Origin of the sequence: Thiothrix nivea DSM 5205 (assembly GCF_000260135.1) — a bacterium.
GTDB lineage: Bacteria > Pseudomonadota > Gammaproteobacteria > Thiotrichales > Thiotrichaceae > Thiothrix > Thiothrix nivea.
The window spans coordinates 2,343,284-2,364,117 of record NZ_JH651384.1 but is presented as its reverse complement, the minus strand read 5'-3'; the positions used below and the strand labels follow the sequence as shown (position 1 = coordinate 2,364,117).

Sequence of the window (20,834 nt, the reverse complement as noted above, 5' to 3'; positions counted from 1 at the left end):
CGGTTCAGTTCTTAGGAAACCATCCATAACCTGAAAATAGCTTACGGGGGAAGCTGCGCCAGACCAGAGGTGCTACCGCCCTGTTTGCCCCGCATTTGATGTTGGGTTATTGCCCAGTCAATATGCTCCTGCACCATCTTGCTGGCTGTTTCCCCTCTTCGTTTGTGCAGCAAGGCCAGAATTTCGGGGCTGGCAGGCGCATTTCCTAGCGCAACTGCAATATTCCGCAACCAGCGCTCATAGCCGATGCGACGGATGGCCGAACCTTCCAGCTTGCGCAGGAAATCTTCCTCGCTCCATTGGAATAGCTCACACAAGTGGGCGCTATCAAGGCCATTGCGCACAGCAAAATCAGCCTCGGGCGAAATTTGGGCGAAACGGTTCCACGGGCATACCAACTGACAATCATCGCAGCCATAGATGCGGTTGCCTATCAATGCCCTCAAGTCTTCCGGAATGCTGCCTTGGTGCTCAATGGTGAGATAGGAAATGCAGCGGCGTGCATCCAGTTGGTAAGGGGCAACAAACGCTTGGGTCGGGCATATATCCAGACAAGCCGTACAGTTGCCACAATGGCTAGATACCGCGCCAGTTTCCGACAACGGCAAATCCGTATAAATTTCGCCCAGAAAGAACCATGAACCAGCGTCACGACTGAGGATATTGGTGTGTTTGCCCATCCAGCCCAGCCCCGCCTTGACGGCAAGCGGTTTTTCCAACACAGGCGCGCTGTCGGTAAATACCCGGTAGCTAAATGTACCAATCTCAGACTGCAACTGCTGCGCCAGTTTCTCCAACCGTTGGCGCATGAGCTTGTGGTAGTCACGCCCCAAAGCATAACGGGAAATATAAGCCAGTTCCGGCTGCTGGAGGATGGTTTCGGCATCAACACTATCCGGCGGGTAATAGTCCATACGCACGCTGATGATGCTGAGGGTTCCCGGTACCAGTTCCACCGGGCGGCTGCGTTTGGTTCCATGCCGCTGCATCCATTCCATGTCACCGTGGAAACCTTGCCCCAACCAATCCAGCAAACGCTGTTCCTCCACCGACAGGTCGATGTTGCTGACGCCGACGGCATTGAACCCCAGCGCTTTGCCCCAGGAGACAATTTGGTCGGTGATGGCGTTATGTCCTGGCGGGAGCGGCATGGGTTGAATCCTCCTTCAAGAGTGTGCTTATACGCCGGTTTTGCGGTAGGATGCAAACCTCTGTGTCAAGGATGTGATTATGCTGTTGATTCCCGCAATTGATTTGAAAGATGGCCAATGCGTGCGCCTGCGTCAGGGCCGGATGGAAGACACCACCGTGTTCGCCAATGACCCGACCAGCATGGCGCAACGCTGGGTGGATGAAGGCGCGCGCCGCCTGCATCTGGTGGATTTGAACGGCGCGTTTGAAGGCAAGCCGGTGAATGGTGAGGTGGTGCGGGCGGTGGCGGCGCGTTTCCCCCACATCCCGGTACAGATTGGCGGCGGTATCCGCGATGCGGCGACGGTGGCGGCCTATCTGGATGCAGGCGTACAATATTGCATCATCGGCACCAAAGCCGTGCAGGAACCGCAGTTCGTGATTGACCTATGCAAGCAATTTCCCGGCCACATCATCGTCGGTATCGATGCCAAGAACGGCATGGTGGCGACCGATGGCTGGGCGGAAGTTTCCTCCGTCTCCGCCGTAGAACTGGCGAAACAGTTTGAACAGGCAGGCGTCAGCGCCATCGTTTACACCGACATTGCCCGCGACGGCATGATGAAGGGCGTAAATGTGGAAGAAACCGCGCATCTGGCGGCAAGCATTTCCATCCCCGTGGTCGCCTCCGGCGGCATCACCAACATGGATGACATCAAGGCGCTGTGCAAGGTGGAAGATAAAGGCATCATGGGCGCAATCTTGGGGCGTTCGATTTACGAAGGCGCGATCGACCTCAAGGAAGCCCAGCAATACGTGGACTCGGTGAACTGACATGGGTTTAGCCAAACGCATCATCCCCTGCCTCGACGTGGACAATGGCCGCGTCGTCAAAGGCGTAAATTTCGTCGACATCCGCGATGCCGGTGACCCGGTGGAAATTGCCGCCCGCTACAACCGTGAGGGCGCGGACGAAATCACCTTCCTCGACATCACCGCCAGTTCCGACAACCGCGATACCATCGTGCATGTGGTGGAAGCTGTCGCTTCGCAGGTATTCATTCCGCTGACTGTGGGTGGTGGCATCCGCAAGCCGGAAGACGTGCGCCGCATGTTAAATGCCGGGGCGGATAAAGTCGGCATCAACACCGCTGCCGTCTTCAACCCGGAACTGGTGCGCGAATGCACCGACTATTTCGGCTCCCAATGCATTGTGGTCGCCATCGACGCCAAACGCGTCAATGAGCCGGGCGAACCTGACCGCTGGGAAGTTTTCACCCATGGCGGGCGCAAACGTACCGGCATTGATGCGGTCGAATGGGCGGAAAAGATGGCCCAATACGGCGCAGGCGAACTGCTCGTCACCAGCATGGATCGTGACGGCACCAAGATCGGTTTCGACCTTGGCCTGACCAAGGCGATTACCGAACGGGTCAACATTCCGCTGATCGCCTCCGGTGGCGTGGGCAACCTGCAACATCTGGCCGACGGCGTGTTGCAAGGCGGGGCGGATGCCGTGCTGGCGGCCAGTATTTTCCACTTCGGCGAATACACCGTTGGCGAAGCCAAGCAGTTCATGGCCGCGCAAGGCATTGAGATGAGGTTGTAATGGCTGCCCCTTCCCAGTTACAAATCCGTTATATCGAGGAAGAAGACCGCATCCTGCTGCGCATGAACACAGTCGCGGGGGAGGAATTCCGCTTCTGGTTTACCCGCCGTTTGCTGCTGCGCCTGTGGCCGGTATTGCAGGAAGGGCTGGTGTCGTCCCCGGCTGCCCGGCAACAACTGGATTACAGTTCCCGTCAGGCCATTATGGCTTTTGAGCACGAACGCGCGCAAAGCAAAGCCGAATTCAACAACCCGTTCCGGGAAACCGAAAACCTGCCATTAGGGCAAGACCCGCTGCTGATTGTGCGGGTCGGCTTCCGCAATAAGGAGAACGGCAGTTTTGCGTTTGCCCTGAAAGACAACGACGGCAAAGGTATTGACCTGACCCTGACCCACGATCTGTTACACTTACTGTGCAAGTTGCTGGACGATGCGGCGCAGAAATCCGACTGGAACATGCCGGAACTGTTGCAGGGCGTCACCGAAACCAGCGCACCAGTCGCCGCCCATCGGCTGAATTAGCGATATTCATAACAAACCGACTGCCTAACGGCAGGTAATACTGATGCTGACATTCGACAAGCACCTGATCCAGGAGCGCAAGGCCACGCTGGAAGCGGCCAAACAGGCGTTGAAACACCATTTCATCGGCATTGACAAGATCATTGACGACCTGATTGATTACATCCAGGTCTGGTATCTGCTACCGGAACTGCTCAAGCGTCCGGTGATCGTCAACCTGTGGGGCATGACTGGGGTAGGCAAAACCGACCTGGTGCGCCAACTGGTCAAGCACCTGCACTTTCAGGATCGTTTCACCGAAATCGAACTCTCCAACGTCGACCAGACTTCATGGAACTCTTCAGTGTCGGCGGTGCTGGAAAACTACGAATTCCACGACGGCCAGCCCTGTGTAGTGCTGTTTGACGAAATCCAGCGCTTCAACACCCTGGAAGTGGATGGCAAACCGCTGCCGCAAACCAAGTTTATGGATTTCTGGGAATTGCTCTCTGACGGGCATTTGTCGAAAAAGCAGCGCGACGATCTGGATAGCTTCCTGTTCAGCTACTACCAGCGCCGTCAGGATCTCCAGCGCAAGCGCCAGAGCGGGGAAAGCGTGGCGGATTCCGCCTATTTCCTGAGTTCGTGGGAAGCGATTTCGCTGAAAAAAGCGCTTAACCTCAGCCTCGACATGGAGGAACTGCTCAACCTGTCGGAAGACGACATGGTAGACCTGATCATGCAGGCCAAGCGGCAAAAGACCATTTACGAGCCAATCAACCACGCCAAGACCCTGATCCTGATTTCCGGCAACCTCGATGACGCTTTTCACATGGCGACACAAGCGGCGGAAACCGAAGTAGACGCGGACATTTTCCACGCCTTCACCACCAAAGTGACCCTGATGGACGTGAAGGCCGCACTGATGCGCAAGTTCCGTCCGGAACAGGTGGCTCGTTTTGGTAATATCCACCTGATTTACCCCAGCTTGCGCAAACAGGATTTCAGCGCCCTGATCGCGCGCGAAATCGAGCGCGTGCAACAGGAAACGCAAGAACGTACCGGCATACAACTGGTGGTGGATACCAGTATCGCCCGCCTGATTTACCGCAACGGCGTGTTCCCGGTTCAGGGGGTACGCCCGGTATTTTCCAGCGTCACCGACATTCTGGAAGTGAACCTGTCGAAATTATTGCTGCACGCCCTGTCGGTGGATGCCGACAGCATCCGGGTCGCTTACGATGAAGCAGCCAAACAGATTGTGGCGCAAGTGGGCAACGAAACCTTGCATTACCCCTACGTGGGGCGCATCGACACCATCCGCGCCAGCAATGAGCAGGCTACTGTCGCCAACATCAGCGTTCATGAAGCTGGCCATGCGGTGGTTTACATGCTGCTGTTCGGGCTGGCACCGCTGCAACTGAAAAGCCGCATTGCCAACGCCTACGCGGGCGGGTTCACCTTCCCGCACCAGATCCATCGCACCCACCGTTCCATGCTCGACATGATCAAGGTCTACTTGGCGGGCGGAATTGCGGAAGACATCGTGTTTGGGGTGCTGAATGCTTCCACCGGGCGCGAAAATGACCGCGAACAGGCCACTACCCTGGCGCTGGATTATGTGCGCCGCTACGGTTTCGATGCTGAATTCCAGGCGTGCTACATCCTCGAAGACCATGCCTACAAGATGGATCAGAACATTACCGACACCGACGTGGAAAAAATGATGATGCGCCTGGCCAGTGAAACCCGCGAATTGTTGGCGCAACACCGCGCACTGATGCTGGATCTGGCTGACGCACTGGCAGCAAACGGCGGGCTGGAAACCGCAGCCGTCGCGGAAATTGCCACCCAGCATGGCCTGGCTGTCGCGGTCAAGGAAGAAGGCTACCTGCATGTGCCCGCCTATGACAAGCTATTGCAGGGGCTGGCTGGAGAATCTCTCCGCCGCCCTGGTCGCGGCTCGACGGCAGAATGAAACAACGTTAACTGTTTTTATACGGATTCCCCTATATAATGCCCCCTATGATGAATCACTCCGTACTCTCACAACTGGCTGCTGTGTTGGAAGAGCGCAAACACGCGCAACCAGACAGTTCCTACGTCGCCAAGCTCTACCACAAGGGGCTGGATGCCATCCTGAAAAAGGTTGGCGAGGAAGCCACCGAGACGGTGATGGCAGCCAAAGACGGCGACAAAGAAAAGATTGTGTATGAGGTCGCGGATTTGTGGTTTCATACGTTGGTGTTACTGGCGCAGCAGAACCTGCACCCCGACGACGTGCTGAACGAACTCGCACGCCGCTTTGGCATGTCGGGTCTGGTGGAAAAAGCCAGCCGTAAAGATTAACGCAAGGAGATAAGGAAATGGGTTTAGGTGGTATCAGCCCTTGGTCATTGTTACTGATTCTGGTCATCATCCTGCTGCTGTTCGGCACCAAGCGCCTGCGCAACATGGGCAGCGACCTGGGTGAAACCTTCAAGAACTTCAAGAAATCCATGAAGGATGGTGAAGAAGAGACTGACAAACCTGCTGACCAAGTGACACAGCAAGGCGGTGGCCGGGTGTTCGACTCGGAAGCGAAGGAAAAAGACAAGGTTTGATGCCTTACTGACAGGTACAAACCATGTTTGAATCCAGTTTCCTCGAAATGCTGCTGGTGGGTGTCATCGCCCTGCTGGTGATTGGCCCCGAGCGTCTGCCGGGACTGGCGCGTAAGGCTGGTCGCTTGGTTGGCAAAGCGCGCGCCTTCATCGCTACCACCCGTGCTGACATCGAGCGCGAATTGCGCACCGAGGAAATGCGTTCCATGCTGAACAAGCAGGAAGAAGAAATCCGCGAACTGCGCAACCTGATGCAGCAAAAAACCGACGACATCCGCCATTCCATCGAAGACACGACTACCCCCGCCAACGATGAGCAAAAACGCTAAGCCACCAGCCGCCGAAGACGGTGAGGAACTCGGTTTCCTCGCACACCTGATTGAGTTGCGCGACCGTTTGCTGCGCATGGTGATGGCGATTGGCATCGTGTTCCTGATCCTGATGCCGTTTGCGCAGGATCTTTACAACCTGCTGTCTGACCCGTTGGTGCGACAACTGCCGGAAGGGCAGAAACTGATTGCGGTTGGGGTAGCTTCACCGTTTTTCATCCCCTACAAGCTGGCGCTGATGGTGGCATTTGTGTTGGCACTGCCCTACGTGCTGTATCAGGTGTGGGGGTTTGTCGCGCCGGGGCTTTACCAGCACGAAAAGAAACTGGTGACGCCGCTGTTGTTGTCCAGCGTGGTGCTGTTCTACCTCGGCATGGCGTTTGCCTATTTCGCTGTGCTGCCGATGATTTTCAGCATCCTGCCCGGCTTTGCGCCCAGCAATGTCGCGGTCACGCCGGATATTGCCGAATACCTCGATTTTGTCATGATGATGTTCATGGCGTTTGGCATTGGCTTTGAAATGCCGGTGGCCACCATCCTGCTGATCAGCACCGGCATTGCCAGCCGTGAAGCACTGGAAAAATCCCGCCCTTACGTCGTGGTAGTCGCTTTCATCGTTGGCATGTTGCTGACGCCGCCGGATGTTCTGTCACAGGTGATGCTGGCAGTGCCGATGTGGCTGTTGTTTGAGGTTGGTTTACTGGCCAGCCGACTGTTTGACAAGCAGATACAAAAAGCGGGTGCGGAAAAGGAAGCGCGTGAGTTGGCGGAATATCAGCGTGAAATCAGACCGCCATCCGATCCGGCCCAAGCCTCCGGGGCTGTGGCTGCTGGGGCAAGCGCGGCAGGTGCTGCGGCAGCTACAGCCACCGTTTGGGAAGACGAGCATTACACTTACGAAGAAACGGTTGCAACCCAATCCTCCGATGATGAAGCGTTCCGCCCCCTGACCGACGAGGAAATGGAGGCAGAGCTTGAGCGCATGGATAAAGAGTTCAAGAAGATGGAAGAGAACTTCCGCAAAGGGGAAGAGGACAAGCACAATGATGAATAGGTATTTCAGGGGGGGGGGGAATTACGCCCCCTCCTACACACTTTAGCCGACGCAGAGCACCTCTACCCGCTCGCTATCGGTCAGCATCAGCCACGCACTGAGCTTGGGTAAGGCGGCAATGGCAGGCAACTGCAAATAGCCCTGAACCTGCCCCACGCCCTCCTGCTTTTTCGCTCCCCACCCGGCTTCACCATTGCTCTCGCCGTAGGGAATTTTCATGGAAGCCTGTTCCTAACCTTCATGCTGACAGTGTAGCAGCTCAGCAGGACGAGAAGGCAAGACAAGCTACTCGCCAATGACGCGTGCTTGCCCCCTGTGCTCTTGGGGTGGGTTGGCATTTTCCACAGGGTCGAACACATCACGGAAGCTGGCATAACTGGCTCCCGTCAGCACCGGGATCAGCACCAGATAGCCCAACCCGAACGCAAACGCAGCCAGTATTGCCAAGCCCACGACCATAATAGCGAACAAGCCCAGGGGCACGGCATTTTTCAAACAGGCTTGCAAACTGGTCATGATGGCATCCAGCGGCTCCAGCCCCTCGAACACCAGTAGTGGCGTTGCGTAAAAGAATGCCATCAGGATCACGCCCGCCATACCCAACTGCAACAGCAGGCCAAGGGGGGAGGTTTCCGCCACCTCCAGCAAGACTGCGTTCGCTTGCGTATCACTGCCAGGGAGGTAGGATGCCTTGAGCAACTCCCAACTCAGCGGGTAAAACATCACCAGCAAGAACAGCGTTCCCACCACCATCGCGCCACCCAGCAGCAGCAAGGGCTGCCGGAAACGTTCATCATTAAAACCCAACAAGATGTCTTCCACCTGCGCCAGCGAGCCGGTCAGGGATTTGTGGGCTGTCACCAGCAACCCGGTCAGCAGCAGGGGAACGAACAGCATAATCAGCGGGATGCCAATAAACGGCAACATCCCCAACAACATGACGGCCAACAGGAACACGATGGAGAGCGCCAGCCATGCACCCAGGTTACTTTTGAATGCATACCAACCCGCGCCCAGCCAGGCAAAGCAGCGCCGGAATTCAACTGTTTGTATATTCATGAGGCAGCCCCTTTTCGTTGAAGTTGTTGTTATTACTATGATTACCCTATTTTTATGACAATTTCCTTACTAACGTAAAACCTTTTGAAAGTCAAATCCAAAAGCAAGTTACAGCATTACCTGCTACAATGCGCGACTTCACGACGGACTGCATGACAACAGAGGGCAAACAGTGAGAACAAGACACCCAAGTGTTCCCCGCCGTAAAACCATCTTGGTGATTCTTGACGGTTTTGGGGTTAACCCTAGCAAACGCTTCAACGCTGTACATGAAGCAGACACCCCCAACTTTGACCGCTATTTTGGCAAGTACCCACACACTACCCTGCAAGCCTCCGGGCGCGCGGTCGGCCTGCCGGACGGGCAAATGGGCAACTCTGAAGTTGGCCATATGACCATTGGTTGCGGCTCCATCCTGCGTCAGGATCTGGTGCGGATTGAGGATGCCATCGACGACGGCAGCTTCTTCAAGAACCATTCCCTGCTGAACGCGCTGGAAAACGCCAAGGCCGACAACCGCCCACTGCATTTGCTTGGGCTGGTATCCGACGGCGGCGTACACAGCCACATGACGCACCTGGCCGCCTTGCTAACAGCCTGCAAGGAACACGGCGTCAAGCCGGTACTGCACGCCATTACCGACGGGCGCGACACTGCCCCCAAAATTGCCAAGCAATTTATCCAACAAGTCCTGAAAGTGATGGAAACGACTGGCGGGGAAATCGCCACCGTGACCGGGCGCTTCTACGCCATGGATCGCGACAACCGCTGGGAACGCACCAAAATCGCCTGGGATGCCATGGTGCGCGGCATCGGCACACCCGCCAGCAACCCGCTGCAAGCCATTGATGACGCCTACGCTGCCGGTGAAACCGACGAATTCATCAAGCCACGCATTATGCCGAACGCGGAACGCATCCAAAGCAACGACACCGTGCTGTTCTTCAACTTCCGCAACGACCGCCCCCGCCAGACCGCCAAGGCGCTGGCCGATGATAATTTTGATGGCTTCGACCGTGGCGATTTCGTGCCGGTTTCCATGACAACCATGACCGAATACGACAAGCGCTTGCTCGCACCAGTCATTTTTTCGCCGGAACGCCCAGCTACCAATCTGGCACAAACCATCAGCCTGGCTGGCCTGAAGCAACTGCATTGCGCGGAAACCGAGAAATACGCCCACGTCACTTTCTTCTTCAACGGTGGCCGCGAACGCACGTATGCGGGTGAGGAGCGTATCGTCATTCCATCCCCCAAGGTGGAAACCTACGACCTGCAACCAGAAATGAGCGCCAAGGAAGTGGCGGATACCGTCATTAAGGCGGTTGAAGATGACAAATACTGTTTCATCGTGGTCAATTTCGCCAATGGTGACATGGTGGGGCATACCGCCGTCCCCGGCGCTGTGATCCATGCTGTGGAAGCACTCGACCGCGAAGTAGGCCGTTTGCTGGACGTGGCCACTGCCAACCATTACTCGCTCATCCTGACGGCTGACCACGGCAACTGCGACGAATACATCGACCCACTGACCGGCGAACCCAACACCCAGCACACGGTATACCCGGTTCCCTGCCTGATTGTGGACAAATCCAACTGGCGGCTGTCGAATGAAGGCGGCTTGAGTAACCTTGCGCCAACCGTCTTGCACCTGATGGGTTTGCCGAAACCGGATGGGATGAAGAGTAAATCCCTGCTGCTGGAAGAAATCCCCAAAGGCCAAAGCCTGGGCGAGGGCTATTGATGATGGAAATACTGGTTAACGGAACCCCGCACATCGTACCCACCGACACCACGGTGACTCAATTGCTGGCCATTCTGGAAATACAGGGCAAGCGCTTGGCGGTCGAAGTCAATCAGGAGCTTGTTCCCCGCAGCCAGTTTGACAGTGCCATGCTCAACCCCCACGATACCGTTGAAATCGTCCACGCCATCGGTGGCGGTTAAAAGTAAAAGAAAGGAACTCAGACATGCAAAACGATACCCTCACCATTGCGGGCAAGGAATACAGCTCCCGCCTATTGGTCGGCACTGGCAAATACAAGGATCTCGCTGAAACTAAAGCTGCTACCGAAGCCAGCGGCGCGCAGATCATCACGGTCGCCATCCGCCGCACCAACATCGGCCAGCACAAGGATGAACCCAACCTGCTGGATGTCATCCCGCTCGATCGTTACACCCTGCTGCCCAACACCGCAGGCTGTTACAACGTCGAGGATGCCGTGCGCACCTGCCGCCTGGCACGCGAACTGCTCGACGGCCACAAGCTGGTGAAACTGGAAGTGCTGGGTGACGAAAAAACCCTTTACCCCGACACCATCCAGACCCTGAAAGCGGCGGAGATTCTGGTGAAAGATGGCTTTGACGTCATGGTTTACACCAGTTCCGACCCGCTGATTGCCCGCCAGCTGGAAGAAATCGGTTGCGTGGCAGTGATGCCGTTAGCTGCCCCGATCGGCTCCGGCCTCGGCATCCGCGACCCTTACAACATCCTCGAAATCATCAGCAACGCCAAAGTGCCGGTGCTGGTGGATGCAGGCGTGGGAACGGCTTCCGATGCAGCGGTGGCGATGGAACTGGGTTGCGATGGCGTGCTGATGAACACTGCGATTGCCGCCGCGAAAAACCCGGTACTGATGGCTTCGGCCATGAAACACGCGATTATGGCCGGGCGGGAAGCCTTCCTGGCGGGGAGGATGCCACGTAAACGTTATGCCTCGGCGTCTTCACCGATTGACGGGACGTTTTTTTAGGGAACCCCTCCCCAGCCCTCCCCTGATAAGGGGAGGTTAGGAGGGGTTTCTTCACAAGCAAACACATACATGCAAAACCAACACCCCCGCACCATCAAAAGCTTCGTCCTGCGCCAAGGCCGTATGACCAAGGGGCAGGAACAGGCCATGGAAGACCTGTGGCCAGTATTCGGCATTGAAACTGCCGATCCGCCGCTGGATTTCGTTCAACTGTTTGGCCGCACCGCACCGGTTACACTGGAAATCGGCTTCGGCAACGGCGAGTCTTTGGCGCAAATGGCGGCAACCGCACCGGAACGCGATTTCATCGGCATCGAAGTGCATACCCCCGGCGTCGGCCACCTGCTGAAAACCGTCGGTGAACAGGGGCTGAAAAACGTGCGGGCGATGAATACCGATGCGGTGGATATCCTGCAAAAACGTATTCCGCCTGGCTCGCTGGATCGGGTGCAACTGTTTTTCCCCGACCCGTGGCACAAGAAAAAGCACCACAAGCGCCGCATCGTGCAGCCGGATTTCGTCAGCCTGATTGCCTCACGCCTGCGCACGGGTGGCGTGTTCCACCTGGCAACCGATTGGGAAAACTACGCCGAACACATGGCGCAAGTGCTGGAAGCCAGCGCAGAGTTCCGTAACCTTGCCGCCGAACCACCCTATTCCCCGCGCCCTCTTGAGCGCCCGCTCACCAAGTTTGAAAACCGTGGCCTCAAGTTGGGGCATGGGGTGTGGGATTTGCGCTATCAAAAGTGCTAGATACTGGCCGCGCCCAGCCCCTCACAAAGCGACTGGTGACATTTGTCAGCGCGGTTTGCCTCCGTTTCCACTAATATTTATAAATTAAGATTTAATGACAACGATGCATGTGGAGCAAATGATGGACAAAGACGAAGCAGAAATCAAAGCGAATAAAACCGTAGACCTGGTAACAGAAATGAGTGTGGAAACATTCGCAGTCCTGCAATCCGTTGCTGAAGCGCAAGATGCCAAGGTTGCTGCTGCCGAAGACATCCTCGCCCATACCGAACCGCCGCCGGTAGATGCAGCCGCCGTCATCAAGACGCTGGAATCCATCCTTGCTGGCGCGTCACCGGATGATGCCGAAGCCTTACGCACCGCATTGCTGCGCTGGCAAGAACCGGAAACCAAAATGCCGATCAGCCCCGACGAGGAGCTGGTGGAAAACTGGCGCACGGCGGTTTACCCCTACAAAAACCGCATGTCGCGCAAGAGCTATGAAAAGCAGAAATACCACTTGCAGGTTGAACTTCTGAAATTACAGGCATGGGTACGTGAAACAGGCCAGCGCGTGGTGATCCTGTTTGAAGGCCGTGACGCAGCGGGTAAAGGCGGCACCATCAAGCGTTTCATGGAACACCTGAACCCGCGTGGCGCGCGCGTTATCGCGCTGGAAAAGCCCACTGAAACTGAACGCGGCCAGTGGTATTTCCAGCGTTACATCCAGCATCTGCCTACGGCGGGGGAAATCGTGCTGTTTGACCGCTCCTGGTACAATCGTACCGGCGTTGAGCGCGTAATGGGCTTCTGCACCGATGAAGAATACCTGGAATTCTTGCGGCAGACGCCTGATTTCGAGCGCCACTTGGTCAACAGCGGCATCCACGTCATCAAGTTCTGGTTCTCAGTCAGCCGCAAGGAGCAGCGCCGCCGCTTCAAGGAACGCGAAATCCACCCACTCAAGCAGTGGAAACTCAGCCCGATCGACCTGGCCTCCCTCGACAAGTGGGAGGAATACACCAAGGCCAAGGAAGCCATGTTTTTCCACACCGATACGGCTGAATGCCCATGGACTATCATCAAGTCCGACTGCAAGAAGCGCGCGCGCCTGAACGCCATGCGCTACGTGCTGGGCAAACTGCCTTACAAGGGTAAGGATGTAAAAAACCTTACCCCGGTAGACCCGCTGATTGTTGGGCGCGCCAACCTGAGCAGCTGAGGCTTTTGGCAGCAAACGCTACTTTACCCGTAGCGTTTGCCCCGCTTGGATGTGATAAGGCGCTTTCAGGCCATTCATGCGGATAAGGCTTTTGACTGGCGTCCCGGTCTGGCGCATGACCTCATAAACCGTATCCCCCGCTTTTGCGCGATAATGGACATGTAGGTCGCTCCATGGCAAACCGGTTTTGGCTTGCGGGCTGCTGACGGTTGCTTTTGCCGGAACAGGAGCCGGGGTAGCGGACGCAAGGGTTTTATGTGACGGTACAGCGCCCCACTTCACTTTCTGCGTAACAGCCTTGGCGTTAGTCCCCTTCACCACTGTTGACGGTATCGCTTTTTCCTTTTTATCACGTGCCTCAAACACAGATGCCTTATATTCAGGCAAGTTGACCGGTGGCTGGGTGGAGGAGCTTGCCGCCCATTTCTCGCCAGAGCCAACGGAAAACTTTCCGTAAGCTTTCAGCACCTTGTTGACATAACCCTTGTTGGGAATCCTGCCGCCCGGCTTGATGCGGCCTTCACCCGCATTATAAGCTGCCACGGCACGCTGCATGTTGCCGTTATACCGCTTCAAAAGATAACTCAGGTAGCGAGCGCCGCCATGAATATTCTGGGTAGCGTTGTAACCGTTTTGGATGTCGAAACGACGGGCGGTGCCCGGCATCAGTTGCATCAGCCCTTTTTCGCCGAGTGAGCCGCGCGCCTTGGAACGGAAGCAGCTTTCCACCGTAATCACAGCCTTGACCAGATTAGGGTTAACGCCGTACTGGTTGGCTGCGGAACGGATAGTGGCGTGATAGGGGCTAGCTTTGGTATGAAGGCTGGAGGAACTTAGGGTCTGACAACCACCACCAACGCTAGCGCGTTTTTTCTTGCCGGCAGCTTCAGCGAGGTTGGAATCAGCAGCCATCAACACTAGCAGCATAAAAGCCAGCAAAGCGCCGGTCAGATAAGGCATTACCTGTTTCATAGGGGTTTAACTCTTCGAAATAATGAATATACGCTTAATGAAGGGCGCTTTTTAAGCAAAATTAATTTGATTATCAAGAAGATTTTTTCTATTGATAAATAGATTATGATTTTTATTTTATAAATTTATAAGAAAACAAATAGATTGATTTTCATGCTTTCCCTATGGTGCAAGCTGCCCGCAAGCGCGCCTCGACACGAAAAGCCGTCATCCGCTGTGGGTCGGCGACGGCAGGGTAAAGGTGGAAGTATTGGTCTAGCTCGGTGACATGGCGATAAGCCATTTGCTCCAACCGGTCGCGCCCAGCATGGGAAAGCCCCTGCAACACCAGCAGTTGCGGAGCCAACCGTTGCAGATAGCGGGCGCATACATCCTGCGCGGCGGCGTCATTCCAATCCTCACGCAACAGGCATTCAGGGAATGCCACTGCCGGTAAAGCGCTGACGGCCTGGTTATTTGCCGTCACTTCCAACCCGTCAGCATGACCGGAGCGGCGGAACCACTTGGCTACCGGATTCTGCCCTGCACGCTTTTTCACTAGCGCCTCGATACGGTAATTGAGGGGCGGCATTCCCCGACGGATTTCCTCTGGCGTATTTTCCACTTCAAGCTGGGCAGCGCTGATGGATTTCCATGCAGGGTGACGCATTTGCATCCCCTCCATTTCGGTGGGCTGGCGGCAACTGGCAAGCAGCGCCAGCGGCAAGTGTTTCTGCTCATCCAGCAACCATAACTCATACGCATCATCCTGCGGCAGTGGAACCTGTACGCTGGCCAACACCTCCAGCACCTCGCCGATGGCACTAACCACCGCTGCCCGATCCATGGCAGGGTCAAGCGGGTAAGGCTTGAAACCGTTATCCGCATCCCAGCGCCCGATACGCGCATACTGGTAACGTGGCGTGAAACCGGGGTAGTTAGGCTTAAGTTTGCGCATGTCGCACTGGAACTGGAGTTCCCACTGCCTGCCGTCAAAGCTGAGCGCGCGCAATTGCTCACTGGCCACTACCTGCAACAGGCCACGGAAAGGGTTGTTCAAGCGTTTGGCGTAAATCTCCATGCCGCCCGCCCTGCCACTGTCAACCCAGCGCCCGGTAACGCTCCATCAGCACATCCCTGACCTGTGATACCATCGGCTGCATCCCCGGCTCGAACAGTTCGTGGATGAAATCCAGCTCATCCAGTACCCTGTCAATCTTGTCACGGGTATCGTACTTGTCGATTTCGGCGGAAATTTTCTGCAAATGCGCGTAAGGGTTATCAGCGATGTGGGAAATGCCTTGCATGTTTTCGTTGATGATGCCGTCCATATCGTCTCCTCATTCAATGGGTGTTTGATAGATAATGGAATAGCCAAATATAGCAGTTTCGGCAATTACTGTTGATGGGATTAGGGTAATTACCGCTTATGCCCGCAAGCGCCACTGCAATTCCACCGCCGCTTCGGCAGCACCAGTGGGGAGCACCGGCGGTTGCTGCCACGGCGTTTCCAGCAAGACCGCGAGTTTGGAAGCGAAGCTGCCTGCCTGCACCTCCTGCCAGGTGGTGAAAGCAATTTCGCCATGCTGCTGATGCCAGCTTGGCAGGTTGGGTTCCTCCGGCCAGTCAGGCCGCCGGATGCACAGCACCGGAACCCGGTTCACCACCGCCTCGGTTTGTGTGCCGTAGCCGGTCTTGGTGATCACCGCGTCGCAGGATGAGAGCAAGTCCACGTAACTCATGCCAAATAACGACTCGGGCAGGCAATCAGGCCGAGCGAAAGCCGCAAGGGCAGCATCCGGGAATATCCAGCACACATTGGGCAGGCGCGGCCAGGTCGCCAGCGGGTATTCCATGCCAACACCGCCCAGTGCCACCAGCACGAAACGGGTGGCATCAGGCTGGTTTGCCTTTTCCCGCAATTGTGCCGGGTTCCGCTGCCCCAGCGAGGCAATCGGCGCAATCGCTCGGGAACGCAGGGTGGGGTGCATATCCATCGATGGCACGGGTTGCAGGAACACATCTGCGCGCGCATAGGCAGCCAGGATTTGCGCATGGATACTGGCCGCCCCCGGCAGGGAGCCGCAATAAGCGCGGAACACATCCGCCCAGTTCAACGAACACAGAGCCACAGCGGGAACACCCACCTCCCCCGCTGCATCCAGACCCAAATACGGCACATTGCTGAACAACAGGTCGGGCTGGAGTTGCTCCAGTTCGCTTGCTGCCTGTGCCTTGTGTCGCGCGTAACCAGCGTGGAATACCTCATACCAGCGCAGACTGGCGGCCACATCCACCCGCAACGCATCGTGCATCACCATGCCATTGTCCTGCTGGTAGGGGATCAGGGTGAACGGCTGATGGATGCGCCGCCGCAGCACAGCCTCCGGTGTCAGTGAGCGGATGGTCAGGCGAATGTCACGGCAATCCAGCGCGTTCAGGACTGCGGATGTTTGCGCCACATGGCCGAAGCCGTGCGCCGAGATGTCGATAAGCAGGTGTTTCATGCTGCTAATGTAGCTTGATACGCGGCGTGGTACTACGGCGGATCCAGCCACCCACGGTATCCAGCACAACTTTCCAGAAGCCGTGTAAACCCAGTTGGTGTTTTTTATACAGCATATTGTACATGAAGCGGGCGACGTACCCCTCCACGAACAAGGTTCCCTTGGCCAGGTTGCCCATCAGCCCGCCTACCGCCCAGTTTTCCCCCAACGAGACCAGTGAGCCGAAATCCTGATAATGGAAGTCTTCCAGCGGCTTGCCTTCCAGCAGATGGTGCATCTGTTTGGTCAGGTGCATGGCCTGTTGGTGGGCGGCTTGGGCGCGGGGTGGAATCAGGGTTCCGTCCGGCTTGCCTAACCAGGCCGCTGCTGCGCAGTCACCAAAGGCGAAAATGCTATCATCCTGTGTGGTTTGCAAGCTGGGTTTGACCAATAATTGATTGATGTCGTTGATTTCCAGACCGTCCATGCGTTGCAGGCAGACAAAGGAGCGGATGCCCGCCGCCCACACCACCAGCTCCGCTGGGATGAATTCACCACTGGACAGTTGTACCCCGTCGGGCAAGACGGCGGAAACACGCGCGTTGGTGCGGATGTTTACCTTCAGCCGTTGCAGGATGCGGGTGGCTTCTGCGGCAATCCGTTCCGGCAGGGCTGACAGGATGCGTGGTGCTGCCTCGATCAGGTTCAGGGTGACATCGCGGTCAGCGTCGATGGTTTCCAGCCCGTAATCCAGCAGGGTGCGGATGCTTTTATGCAACTCGGCAGCCAGTTCCACGCCGGTCGCACCCGCACCGATGATGGCGACTTGCAACTGCCCCGCGTACAGGGGTTCCTCTTGTGCATTGGCACGGATACAGGCATTGACCAGCCGCCGGTGGAAACGCTGGGCCTGCTCGGCGGTATCCAGCTGGATAGCATGTTCCGCCACGCCGGGAATGCCGAAGTCGTGGGTGCGGCTGCCGATTGCCACCACCAATGTGTCATAGGGAAAGCTGCGTTGTTGCGTGACGGTTTGCCCTTCTACATCGGTATGCGCATCGATGAATACCCGCTTCTGTTGACGGTCGATATGCGTCATTGCACCAACCCGGTAACGGAAATGATGGGCACGTGCCTGCGCCAGATAATCCACCTCATGCAGGGTGTAGTCCATGCTGCCGGAAGCAATTTCATGCAACATCGGCTTCCAGATATGCGTCAGGTTCTTGTCGATCAGGGTGATATGCGCTTGCTTGCGCTTACCTAACGAATCACCCAGCAAGGTGGCAAGCTCAAGCCCGCCTGCGCCGCCGCCAACAACCACGATGCGGTGCATCCCCTGGCCATCCGGTATATGAGTTTGCATAAGGACTCCTGTCATTAGACGATATTGCAGTGCAGCATAATCTAATGCTTACAGGTTGGCAAAAGGTTGGAAACTACCTTGCGGGGAATCGCCGGACAGGTGGAAGAAAGCGTCCAGCAGGGAAGGCGCAGCGGTTTGTTCAACCAGATCGGCGGGTTTGGCTTGCGCCAACAGTTTGCCCTTGTGCATGACCAGCACTTGGTCGGCCTGCTCCGCTTCGTCAATCAGATGGGTCGCCCACAACACGCTCAAACCCTGTTCCCTGCACAAGCGGTGGACGTAAGCCAACAGCGCAGCGCGGGAAGCCGGGTCAAGCCCAACAGTAGCTTCATCCATCAACAACAGTCGTGGTCTGGTCAGCAGGGCACGCGCCAGTTCCACCTTGCGGCGGTTGCCACCGCTCAGGGCGCGGCAGGGCTTGGTAGCGGCCTTGGTCAGTTCCAGTTGTGCCAGTTCGGCGGTGCTGCGGGCGCGAATGTCAGCTTTACCCATCCCATGTAGCCGAGCATAAAAATCCAGGTTGGCCTGCACGCTCAGGTCGAGATCCAGCGCAGGCTGCTGGAAAACCACGCCCATTTGCGCAAGCGCTTGCGGCAAGTCACGGCGGATGCTGATGCCGTTGAGGAGGATGTCCCCCTGATCCGGCGCGAACAGGCCGGTCAGTAACTGGAACAGGGTGCTCTTGCCTGCCCCGTTCGGCCCCAGCAAGGCGTGAAAACCCTTGCCCAGCTGGAAACTGACCTTGTTCACGGCACATAACGCGCCGTAATGCTTGCTGACAGATTCGACGGACAGGACAGGCTGTTCAGGCATCAAAGGCTTCCGTGTTTACAACGACAAGATCCAGTCAACCAGCGTTGCGGCGTCCTGCTGGCTCAGCGCCGGGTTAGGCGGCATGAAACGCATGTTGGTATCCGGCCATTTCTTTTCCTTCTCCACCGTACCGTGCAGGACGGAATCCAGCAGGGTTGCCCGGGCATTATCAACCCCCTTATAACGCTCGGCCACATCATGGAAAGGCGGAGCCAACGGGAGGTAATGGCTATCACTTTCCTTGCTGACGCCGTGGCAGGCGATACAGCCGTTCTGGGCCGCGAGTGTCAGCATCCCTTCGCGGGTAATCACTTCTTCCGGCACCGCGTCTTGTTTGATGGAAAGCACCCATTCCGCCAGCTTGCCAGCCTCTTCCGGTGTCACGTTCACGTTGGGCGGCATGAAACGCATATTGACCTTGCCCGCCCAGTCCTGCGGCGTGTCCACCGTGCCTTTGAGGATGCGTTGCGCCAGATAGCTGGCGGCGTCTTTCTGGCCATTGAAGCGTTCGGCAATATCTGCATAGGCTGGTGCAAGCGGTACTGCCGGGCCGGTTTTGGCCTGTACCGAGTGGCAGATGAAACATCCCTTTTGGGTCGCCGTCTCCAGCATGTTGTCAGCGGCATGAACGCTTGCGCCCAACCCCAGCAAGGCCACCAATGCCATGATTTTCAAACGCTTCATCGTCAATATCTCCTGTTAATACCCGTGCGTCTGTGTCACAGCTTAGGGGCAAGCCGGTTGGTAAAAGGTTGGGATGCCGGAAAGCAGTTCCGGGTGCTGTTGCAGCAGTTCATTTCGCACGGGTTGCAACTGGCTGGTCGCCAACGGGCGCGGGCGCACCAGCGGTACGGGATAATCCAGAATAATGTGCGCGGGGCGCGCCGACAGGAACAGGATACGATCCGCCAACAACAGCGCTTCGTTGAGGCTATGGGTCACAAACAGTACAGTCGGGCGGGTTTCCCCCCACCATTGCAGCAGCAACTGACGCAAACCTTGCGCGGTCGGTTCATCCAGGGATTGGAACGGTTCATCCATCAGCAACAAGCCAGGTTGGGTGACGAATGCCCGCACCAATGCGGCGCGACGCTTCATTCCGCCTGACAGCTGCCCCGGAAAACTGGCGCGGAAATCCGCCAGCCCCAGTTGTTCCAGCAGTGCATCCATACGGGCGCAGCGCTGCGTATCCGCCTGACGGGAAGGCGCATCCAGCACCAGCCGGATGTTGTCTTCCACGTTTAACCACGGCAGCAGGCGCGGTTCCTGAAACATGAAGCTCAAGGTCGTATCCGCAGGGTAATCGATCCTCCCCTCGAAGCCAGCGTCCAACCCGGCAATCAGGTTGAGCAGGGTACTTTTACCGGTTCCCGATGGCCCGACCAGCGCGATGAATTCCCCTTTGCCTGCCTGAAAACGCAGGTCGCGCAACGTGCAGACACCGTTGGGGTAGGTCTTGTGCTGTAAATCGACGCTTAGGAAACTCACGCGCGCCACCCGTTCAAATGCCGCTCCAGCGGGCGTAGCAAGGTGGCTTCCAGCGCCAGTACGATCAGCGCGAACGCCAGCGTGTAAGCCAGAATCCCCTGGATGTCGAAAAAGTGGAAGTAATTGCCCAACTGGAAACCGACGCCGTTGCTGCGCCCCAGCAGTTCCACCACCAGCACGATTTTCCAAATCAGCGCCAGCCCGTTACGCGCCGCGCCGAACAGGTAAGGGTAAAGCTGCGGTAGGTAGACCTTGCGGAAAGTCTGCCAGCGCGACAGGCGGTAGACTTGCGCCACTTGCAGCAGTTCATGGTCGATGGCACGCGCACCTTCACGCACGGTCACCACCACGGTGGGAATCTTGTTGAGCGCCACCGCCAGCACCGCCGCCGTTTCGCCCAGCCCCAGCCAGATGTAGCAGAGGATAATGACCACCAGCGCAGGAATATTGAGGCCGAGGATCAAGAGCGCGTCCAGCCAGGCATCCCAGGTTTTGCGGCTGCCCATCAGAATGCCGAGCGCAACCCCGGCCAGCATCGCCAGGGTGAAACTGACCAGCACCCGCAGTAGGGTAACGCCCAGATGGAACAGTAACTCACCGTTGCGCAGTTGTTGCCAGAGGGTTGCCAGCACTGCCAACGGCGAGGGCAGATAGCGGCTGTCGAGCGCCCACGCCACCAATTGCCATAGCAGCACGAAACCACACAGGACAACGGGGCGTATGTAGCGTGGGTTCATG

General features: G+C 56.9%; 25 protein-coding genes. 13 read left to right on the top strand and 12 right to left on the bottom strand.

Annotation, left to right across the window (positions count from 1 at the left end):
- Window positions 1-41 precede the first annotated feature (41 nt).
- Window positions 42-1,151, bottom strand: a complete 1,110-nt coding sequence (gene queG / locus THINI_RS11910) for a tRNA epoxyqueuosine(34) reductase QueG (protein WP_002708828.1) — start codon at window positions 1,149-1,151, stop codon at window positions 42-44.
- A 79-nt stretch (window positions 1,152-1,230) separates the two neighbouring features.
- Here queG and hisA point away from each other — a divergent pair, with 79 nt between their 5' ends.
- Genes hisA through tatC form a run of 8 tightly spaced genes read left to right on the top strand, consistent with a single transcriptional unit; the run spans window position 1,231 to window position 7,226 of the window.
- Window positions 1,231-1,965, top strand: coding sequence for a 1-(5-phosphoribosyl)-5-[(5-phosphoribosylamino)methylideneamino]imidazole-4-carboxamide isomerase (gene hisA, locus THINI_RS11905; RefSeq protein WP_002708827.1), 735 nt, complete (start codon window positions 1,231-1,233; stop codon window positions 1,963-1,965).
- 1 nt (window position 1,966) lies between these two features.
- On the top strand, window positions 1,967-2,740 hold the full coding sequence (gene hisF, locus THINI_RS11900; RefSeq protein WP_002708826.1) for an imidazole glycerol phosphate synthase subunit HisF: 774 nt from the start codon (window positions 1,967-1,969) through the stop codon (window positions 2,738-2,740).
- The gene (locus tag THINI_RS11895) at window positions 2,740-3,261 is read left to right on the top strand and encodes a hypothetical protein (RefSeq protein ID WP_002708825.1); all 522 of its coding nucleotides are present in this window, start codon (window positions 2,740-2,742) and stop codon (window positions 3,259-3,261) included. Before hisF ends, THINI_RS11895 begins: the two co-directional genes overlap by 1 nt.
- Before the next feature lie 43 nt (window positions 3,262-3,304).
- Window positions 3,305-5,218 carry an AAA family ATPase gene (locus THINI_RS11890; protein ID WP_002708824.1) on the top strand — a complete coding sequence of 638 codons (1,914 nt, stop codon included), beginning with the start codon at window positions 3,305-3,307 and terminating at the stop codon, window positions 5,216-5,218.
- 50 nt (window positions 5,219-5,268) lie between these two features.
- Window positions 5,269-5,589 (top strand): phosphoribosyl-ATP diphosphatase, encoded by a 321-nt coding sequence (locus THINI_RS11885; RefSeq protein WP_040840613.1) that lies wholly within the window; start codon window positions 5,269-5,271, stop codon window positions 5,587-5,589.
- A gap of 17 nt (window positions 5,590-5,606) precedes the next feature.
- Window positions 5,607-5,843: a twin-arginine translocase TatA/TatE family subunit gene (tatA, locus tag THINI_RS11880; protein WP_002708822.1), complete on the top strand. Its 237-nt coding sequence runs from the start codon at window positions 5,607-5,609 to the stop codon at window positions 5,841-5,843.
- Between the two features lie 23 nt (window positions 5,844-5,866).
- The gene (gene tatB / locus THINI_RS11875; protein ID WP_002708821.1) at window positions 5,867-6,172 is read left to right on the top strand and encodes a Sec-independent protein translocase protein TatB; all 306 of its coding nucleotides are present in this window, start codon (window positions 5,867-5,869) and stop codon (window positions 6,170-6,172) included.
- Window positions 6,156-7,226 (top strand): twin-arginine translocase subunit TatC, encoded by a 1,071-nt coding sequence (gene tatC / locus THINI_RS11870; protein WP_002708820.1) that lies wholly within the window; start codon window positions 6,156-6,158, stop codon window positions 7,224-7,226. Before tatB ends, tatC begins: the two co-directional genes overlap by 17 nt.
- Before the next feature lie 42 nt (window positions 7,227-7,268).
- On the opposite strand, the gene THINI_RS25225 is transcribed toward tatC, so the two are convergent.
- Both THINI_RS25225 and THINI_RS11865 read right to left on the bottom strand, forming a co-directional pair.
- Window positions 7,269-7,445: a hypothetical protein gene (locus THINI_RS25225; protein ID WP_002708819.1), complete on the bottom strand. Its 177-nt coding sequence runs from the start codon at window positions 7,443-7,445 to the stop codon at window positions 7,269-7,271.
- Between the two features lie 66 nt (window positions 7,446-7,511).
- Window positions 7,512-8,285, bottom strand: a complete 774-nt coding sequence (locus THINI_RS11865) for a BPSS1780 family membrane protein (RefSeq protein ID WP_002708818.1) — start codon at window positions 8,283-8,285, stop codon at window positions 7,512-7,514.
- A 172-nt stretch (window positions 8,286-8,457) separates the two neighbouring features.
- Between THINI_RS11865 and gpmI the strand changes: the two genes are divergently transcribed.
- From gpmI to ppk2, 5 genes are all read left to right on the top strand, one after another.
- Window positions 8,458-10,029 (top strand): 2,3-bisphosphoglycerate-independent phosphoglycerate mutase, encoded by a 1,572-nt coding sequence (gpmI, locus tag THINI_RS11860; protein WP_002708817.1) that lies wholly within the window; start codon window positions 8,458-8,460, stop codon window positions 10,027-10,029.
- Entirely contained in the window at window positions 10,029-10,232 is a 204-nt protein-coding gene (thiS, locus tag THINI_RS11855; RefSeq protein ID WP_002708816.1) for a sulfur carrier protein ThiS, read from the top strand. The genes gpmI and thiS overlap by 1 nt, the downstream gene beginning before the upstream one ends.
- Window positions 10,233-10,255: 23 nt before the next feature.
- On the top strand, window positions 10,256-11,038 hold the full coding sequence (locus THINI_RS11850; RefSeq protein ID WP_002708815.1) for a thiazole synthase: 783 nt from the start codon (window positions 10,256-10,258) through the stop codon (window positions 11,036-11,038).
- 69 nt (window positions 11,039-11,107) lie between these two features.
- Window positions 11,108-11,791, top strand: a complete 684-nt coding sequence (gene trmB / locus THINI_RS11845; RefSeq protein WP_002708814.1) for a tRNA (guanosine(46)-N7)-methyltransferase TrmB — start codon at window positions 11,108-11,110, stop codon at window positions 11,789-11,791.
- Window positions 11,792-12,185: 394 nt separating this feature from the next.
- Complete coding sequence (gene ppk2, locus THINI_RS11840) at window positions 12,186-12,992, top strand: polyphosphate kinase 2 (RefSeq protein ID WP_245536693.1); 807 nt, start codon at window positions 12,186-12,188, stop codon at window positions 12,990-12,992.
- A gap of 18 nt (window positions 12,993-13,010) precedes the next feature.
- Here ppk2 and THINI_RS25700 read toward each other — a convergent pair whose 3' ends face one another.
- The 9 genes from THINI_RS25700 to THINI_RS11790 all read right to left on the bottom strand — a co-directional run bounded on the left by THINI_RS25700 (window position 13,011) and on the right by THINI_RS11790 (window position 20,833).
- Window positions 13,011-13,964, bottom strand: coding sequence for a lytic transglycosylase (locus THINI_RS25700; RefSeq protein WP_002708812.1), 954 nt, complete (start codon window positions 13,962-13,964; stop codon window positions 13,011-13,013).
- 151 nt (window positions 13,965-14,115) lie between these two features.
- Window positions 14,116-15,024, bottom strand: a complete 909-nt coding sequence (locus THINI_RS11830) for a hypothetical protein (RefSeq protein ID WP_002708811.1) — start codon at window positions 15,022-15,024, stop codon at window positions 14,116-14,118.
- A 19-nt stretch (window positions 15,025-15,043) separates the two neighbouring features.
- A complete protein-coding gene (locus THINI_RS11825; protein WP_002708810.1) occupies window positions 15,044-15,274 on the bottom strand; it encodes a hypothetical protein in 231 nt (76 codons plus the stop codon).
- 96 nt (window positions 15,275-15,370) lie between these two features.
- Window positions 15,371-16,450 (bottom strand): glycosyltransferase family protein, encoded by a 1,080-nt coding sequence (locus THINI_RS11820; RefSeq protein WP_002708809.1) that lies wholly within the window; start codon window positions 16,448-16,450, stop codon window positions 15,371-15,373.
- Window positions 16,451-16,454: 4 nt separating this feature from the next.
- Window positions 16,455-17,795: an NAD(P)/FAD-dependent oxidoreductase gene (locus THINI_RS11815; RefSeq protein ID WP_002708808.1), complete on the bottom strand. Its 1,341-nt coding sequence runs from the start codon at window positions 17,793-17,795 to the stop codon at window positions 16,455-16,457.
- A gap of 48 nt (window positions 17,796-17,843) precedes the next feature.
- Window positions 17,844-18,608: an ATP-binding cassette domain-containing protein gene (locus THINI_RS11810; RefSeq protein WP_002708807.1), complete on the bottom strand. Its 765-nt coding sequence runs from the start codon at window positions 18,606-18,608 to the stop codon at window positions 17,844-17,846.
- Window positions 18,609-18,623: 15 nt separating this feature from the next.
- Entirely contained in the window at window positions 18,624-19,292 is a 669-nt protein-coding gene (locus THINI_RS25695; protein ID WP_002708806.1) for a c-type cytochrome, read from the bottom strand.
- A gap of 42 nt (window positions 19,293-19,334) precedes the next feature.
- On the bottom strand, window positions 19,335-20,096 hold the full coding sequence (locus THINI_RS11795; RefSeq protein WP_002708805.1) for an ABC transporter ATP-binding protein: 762 nt from the start codon (window positions 20,094-20,096) through the stop codon (window positions 19,335-19,337).
- Window positions 20,093-20,833, bottom strand: coding sequence for an ABC transporter permease (locus THINI_RS11790; RefSeq protein ID WP_002708804.1), 741 nt, complete (start codon window positions 20,831-20,833; stop codon window positions 20,093-20,095). The genes THINI_RS11795 and THINI_RS11790 overlap by 4 nt, the downstream gene beginning before the upstream one ends.
- Between the last annotated feature and the right edge of the window lies 1 nt (window position 20,834).

Bases quoted from the DNA above. Each gene is read 5' to 3' on its own strand.
- THINI_RS11815 (WP_002708808.1), bottom strand. From the start codon at position 17,795: ATGCAAACTCATATACCGGATGGCCAGGGGATGCACCGCATCGTGGTT.
- THINI_RS25700 (WP_002708812.1), bottom strand. From the start codon at position 13,964: ATGAAACAGGTAATGCCTTATCTGACCGGCGCTTTGCTGGCTTTTATG.
- tatA (WP_002708822.1), top strand. From the start codon at position 5,607: ATGGGTTTAGGTGGTATCAGCCCTTGGTCATTGTTACTGATTCTGGTC.
- THINI_RS11825 (WP_002708810.1), bottom strand. From the start codon at position 15,274: ATGGACGGCATCATCAACGAAAACATGCAAGGCATTTCCCACATCGCT.
- THINI_RS25695 (WP_002708806.1), bottom strand. From the start codon at position 19,292: ATGAAGCGTTTGAAAATCATGGCATTGGTGGCCTTGCTGGGGTTGGGC.
- THINI_RS25225 (WP_002708819.1), bottom strand. From the start codon at position 7,445: ATGAAAATTCCCTACGGCGAGAGCAATGGTGAAGCCGGGTGGGGAGCG.
- THINI_RS11820 (WP_002708809.1), bottom strand. From the start codon at position 16,450: ATGAAACACCTGCTTATCGACATCTCGGCGCACGGCTTCGGCCATGTG.
- hisA (WP_002708827.1), top strand. From the start codon at position 1,231: ATGCTGTTGATTCCCGCAATTGATTTGAAAGATGGCCAATGCGTGCGC.
- tatB (WP_002708821.1), top strand. From the start codon at position 5,867: ATGTTTGAATCCAGTTTCCTCGAAATGCTGCTGGTGGGTGTCATCGCC.
- THINI_RS11895 (WP_002708825.1), top strand. From the start codon at position 2,740: ATGGCTGCCCCTTCCCAGTTACAAATCCGTTATATCGAGGAAGAAGAC.
- THINI_RS11865 (WP_002708818.1), bottom strand. From the start codon at position 8,285: ATGAATATACAAACAGTTGAATTCCGGCGCTGCTTTGCCTGGCTGGGC.
- queG (WP_002708828.1), bottom strand. From the start codon at position 1,151: ATGCCGCTCCCGCCAGGACATAACGCCATCACCGACCAAATTGTCTCC.
- THINI_RS11890 (WP_002708824.1), top strand. From the start codon at position 3,305: ATGCTGACATTCGACAAGCACCTGATCCAGGAGCGCAAGGCCACGCTG.
- ppk2 (WP_245536693.1), top strand. From the start codon at position 12,186: ATGCCGATCAGCCCCGACGAGGAGCTGGTGGAAAACTGGCGCACGGCG.
- THINI_RS11830 (WP_002708811.1), bottom strand. From the start codon at position 15,024: ATGGAGATTTACGCCAAACGCTTGAACAACCCTTTCCGTGGCCTGTTG.
- THINI_RS11790 (WP_002708804.1), bottom strand. From the start codon at position 20,833: ATGAACCCACGCTACATACGCCCCGTTGTCCTGTGTGGTTTCGTGCTG.
- tatC (WP_002708820.1), top strand. From the start codon at position 6,156: ATGAGCAAAAACGCTAAGCCACCAGCCGCCGAAGACGGTGAGGAACTC.
- THINI_RS11885 (WP_040840613.1), top strand. From the start codon at position 5,269: ATGAATCACTCCGTACTCTCACAACTGGCTGCTGTGTTGGAAGAGCGC.
- hisF (WP_002708826.1), top strand. From the start codon at position 1,967: ATGGGTTTAGCCAAACGCATCATCCCCTGCCTCGACGTGGACAATGGC.
- trmB (WP_002708814.1), top strand. From the start codon at position 11,108: ATGCAAAACCAACACCCCCGCACCATCAAAAGCTTCGTCCTGCGCCAA.
- THINI_RS11810 (WP_002708807.1), bottom strand. From the start codon at position 18,608: ATGCCTGAACAGCCTGTCCTGTCCGTCGAATCTGTCAGCAAGCATTAC.
- THINI_RS11850 (WP_002708815.1), top strand. From the start codon at position 10,256: ATGCAAAACGATACCCTCACCATTGCGGGCAAGGAATACAGCTCCCGC.
- thiS (WP_002708816.1), top strand. From the start codon at position 10,029: ATGATGGAAATACTGGTTAACGGAACCCCGCACATCGTACCCACCGAC.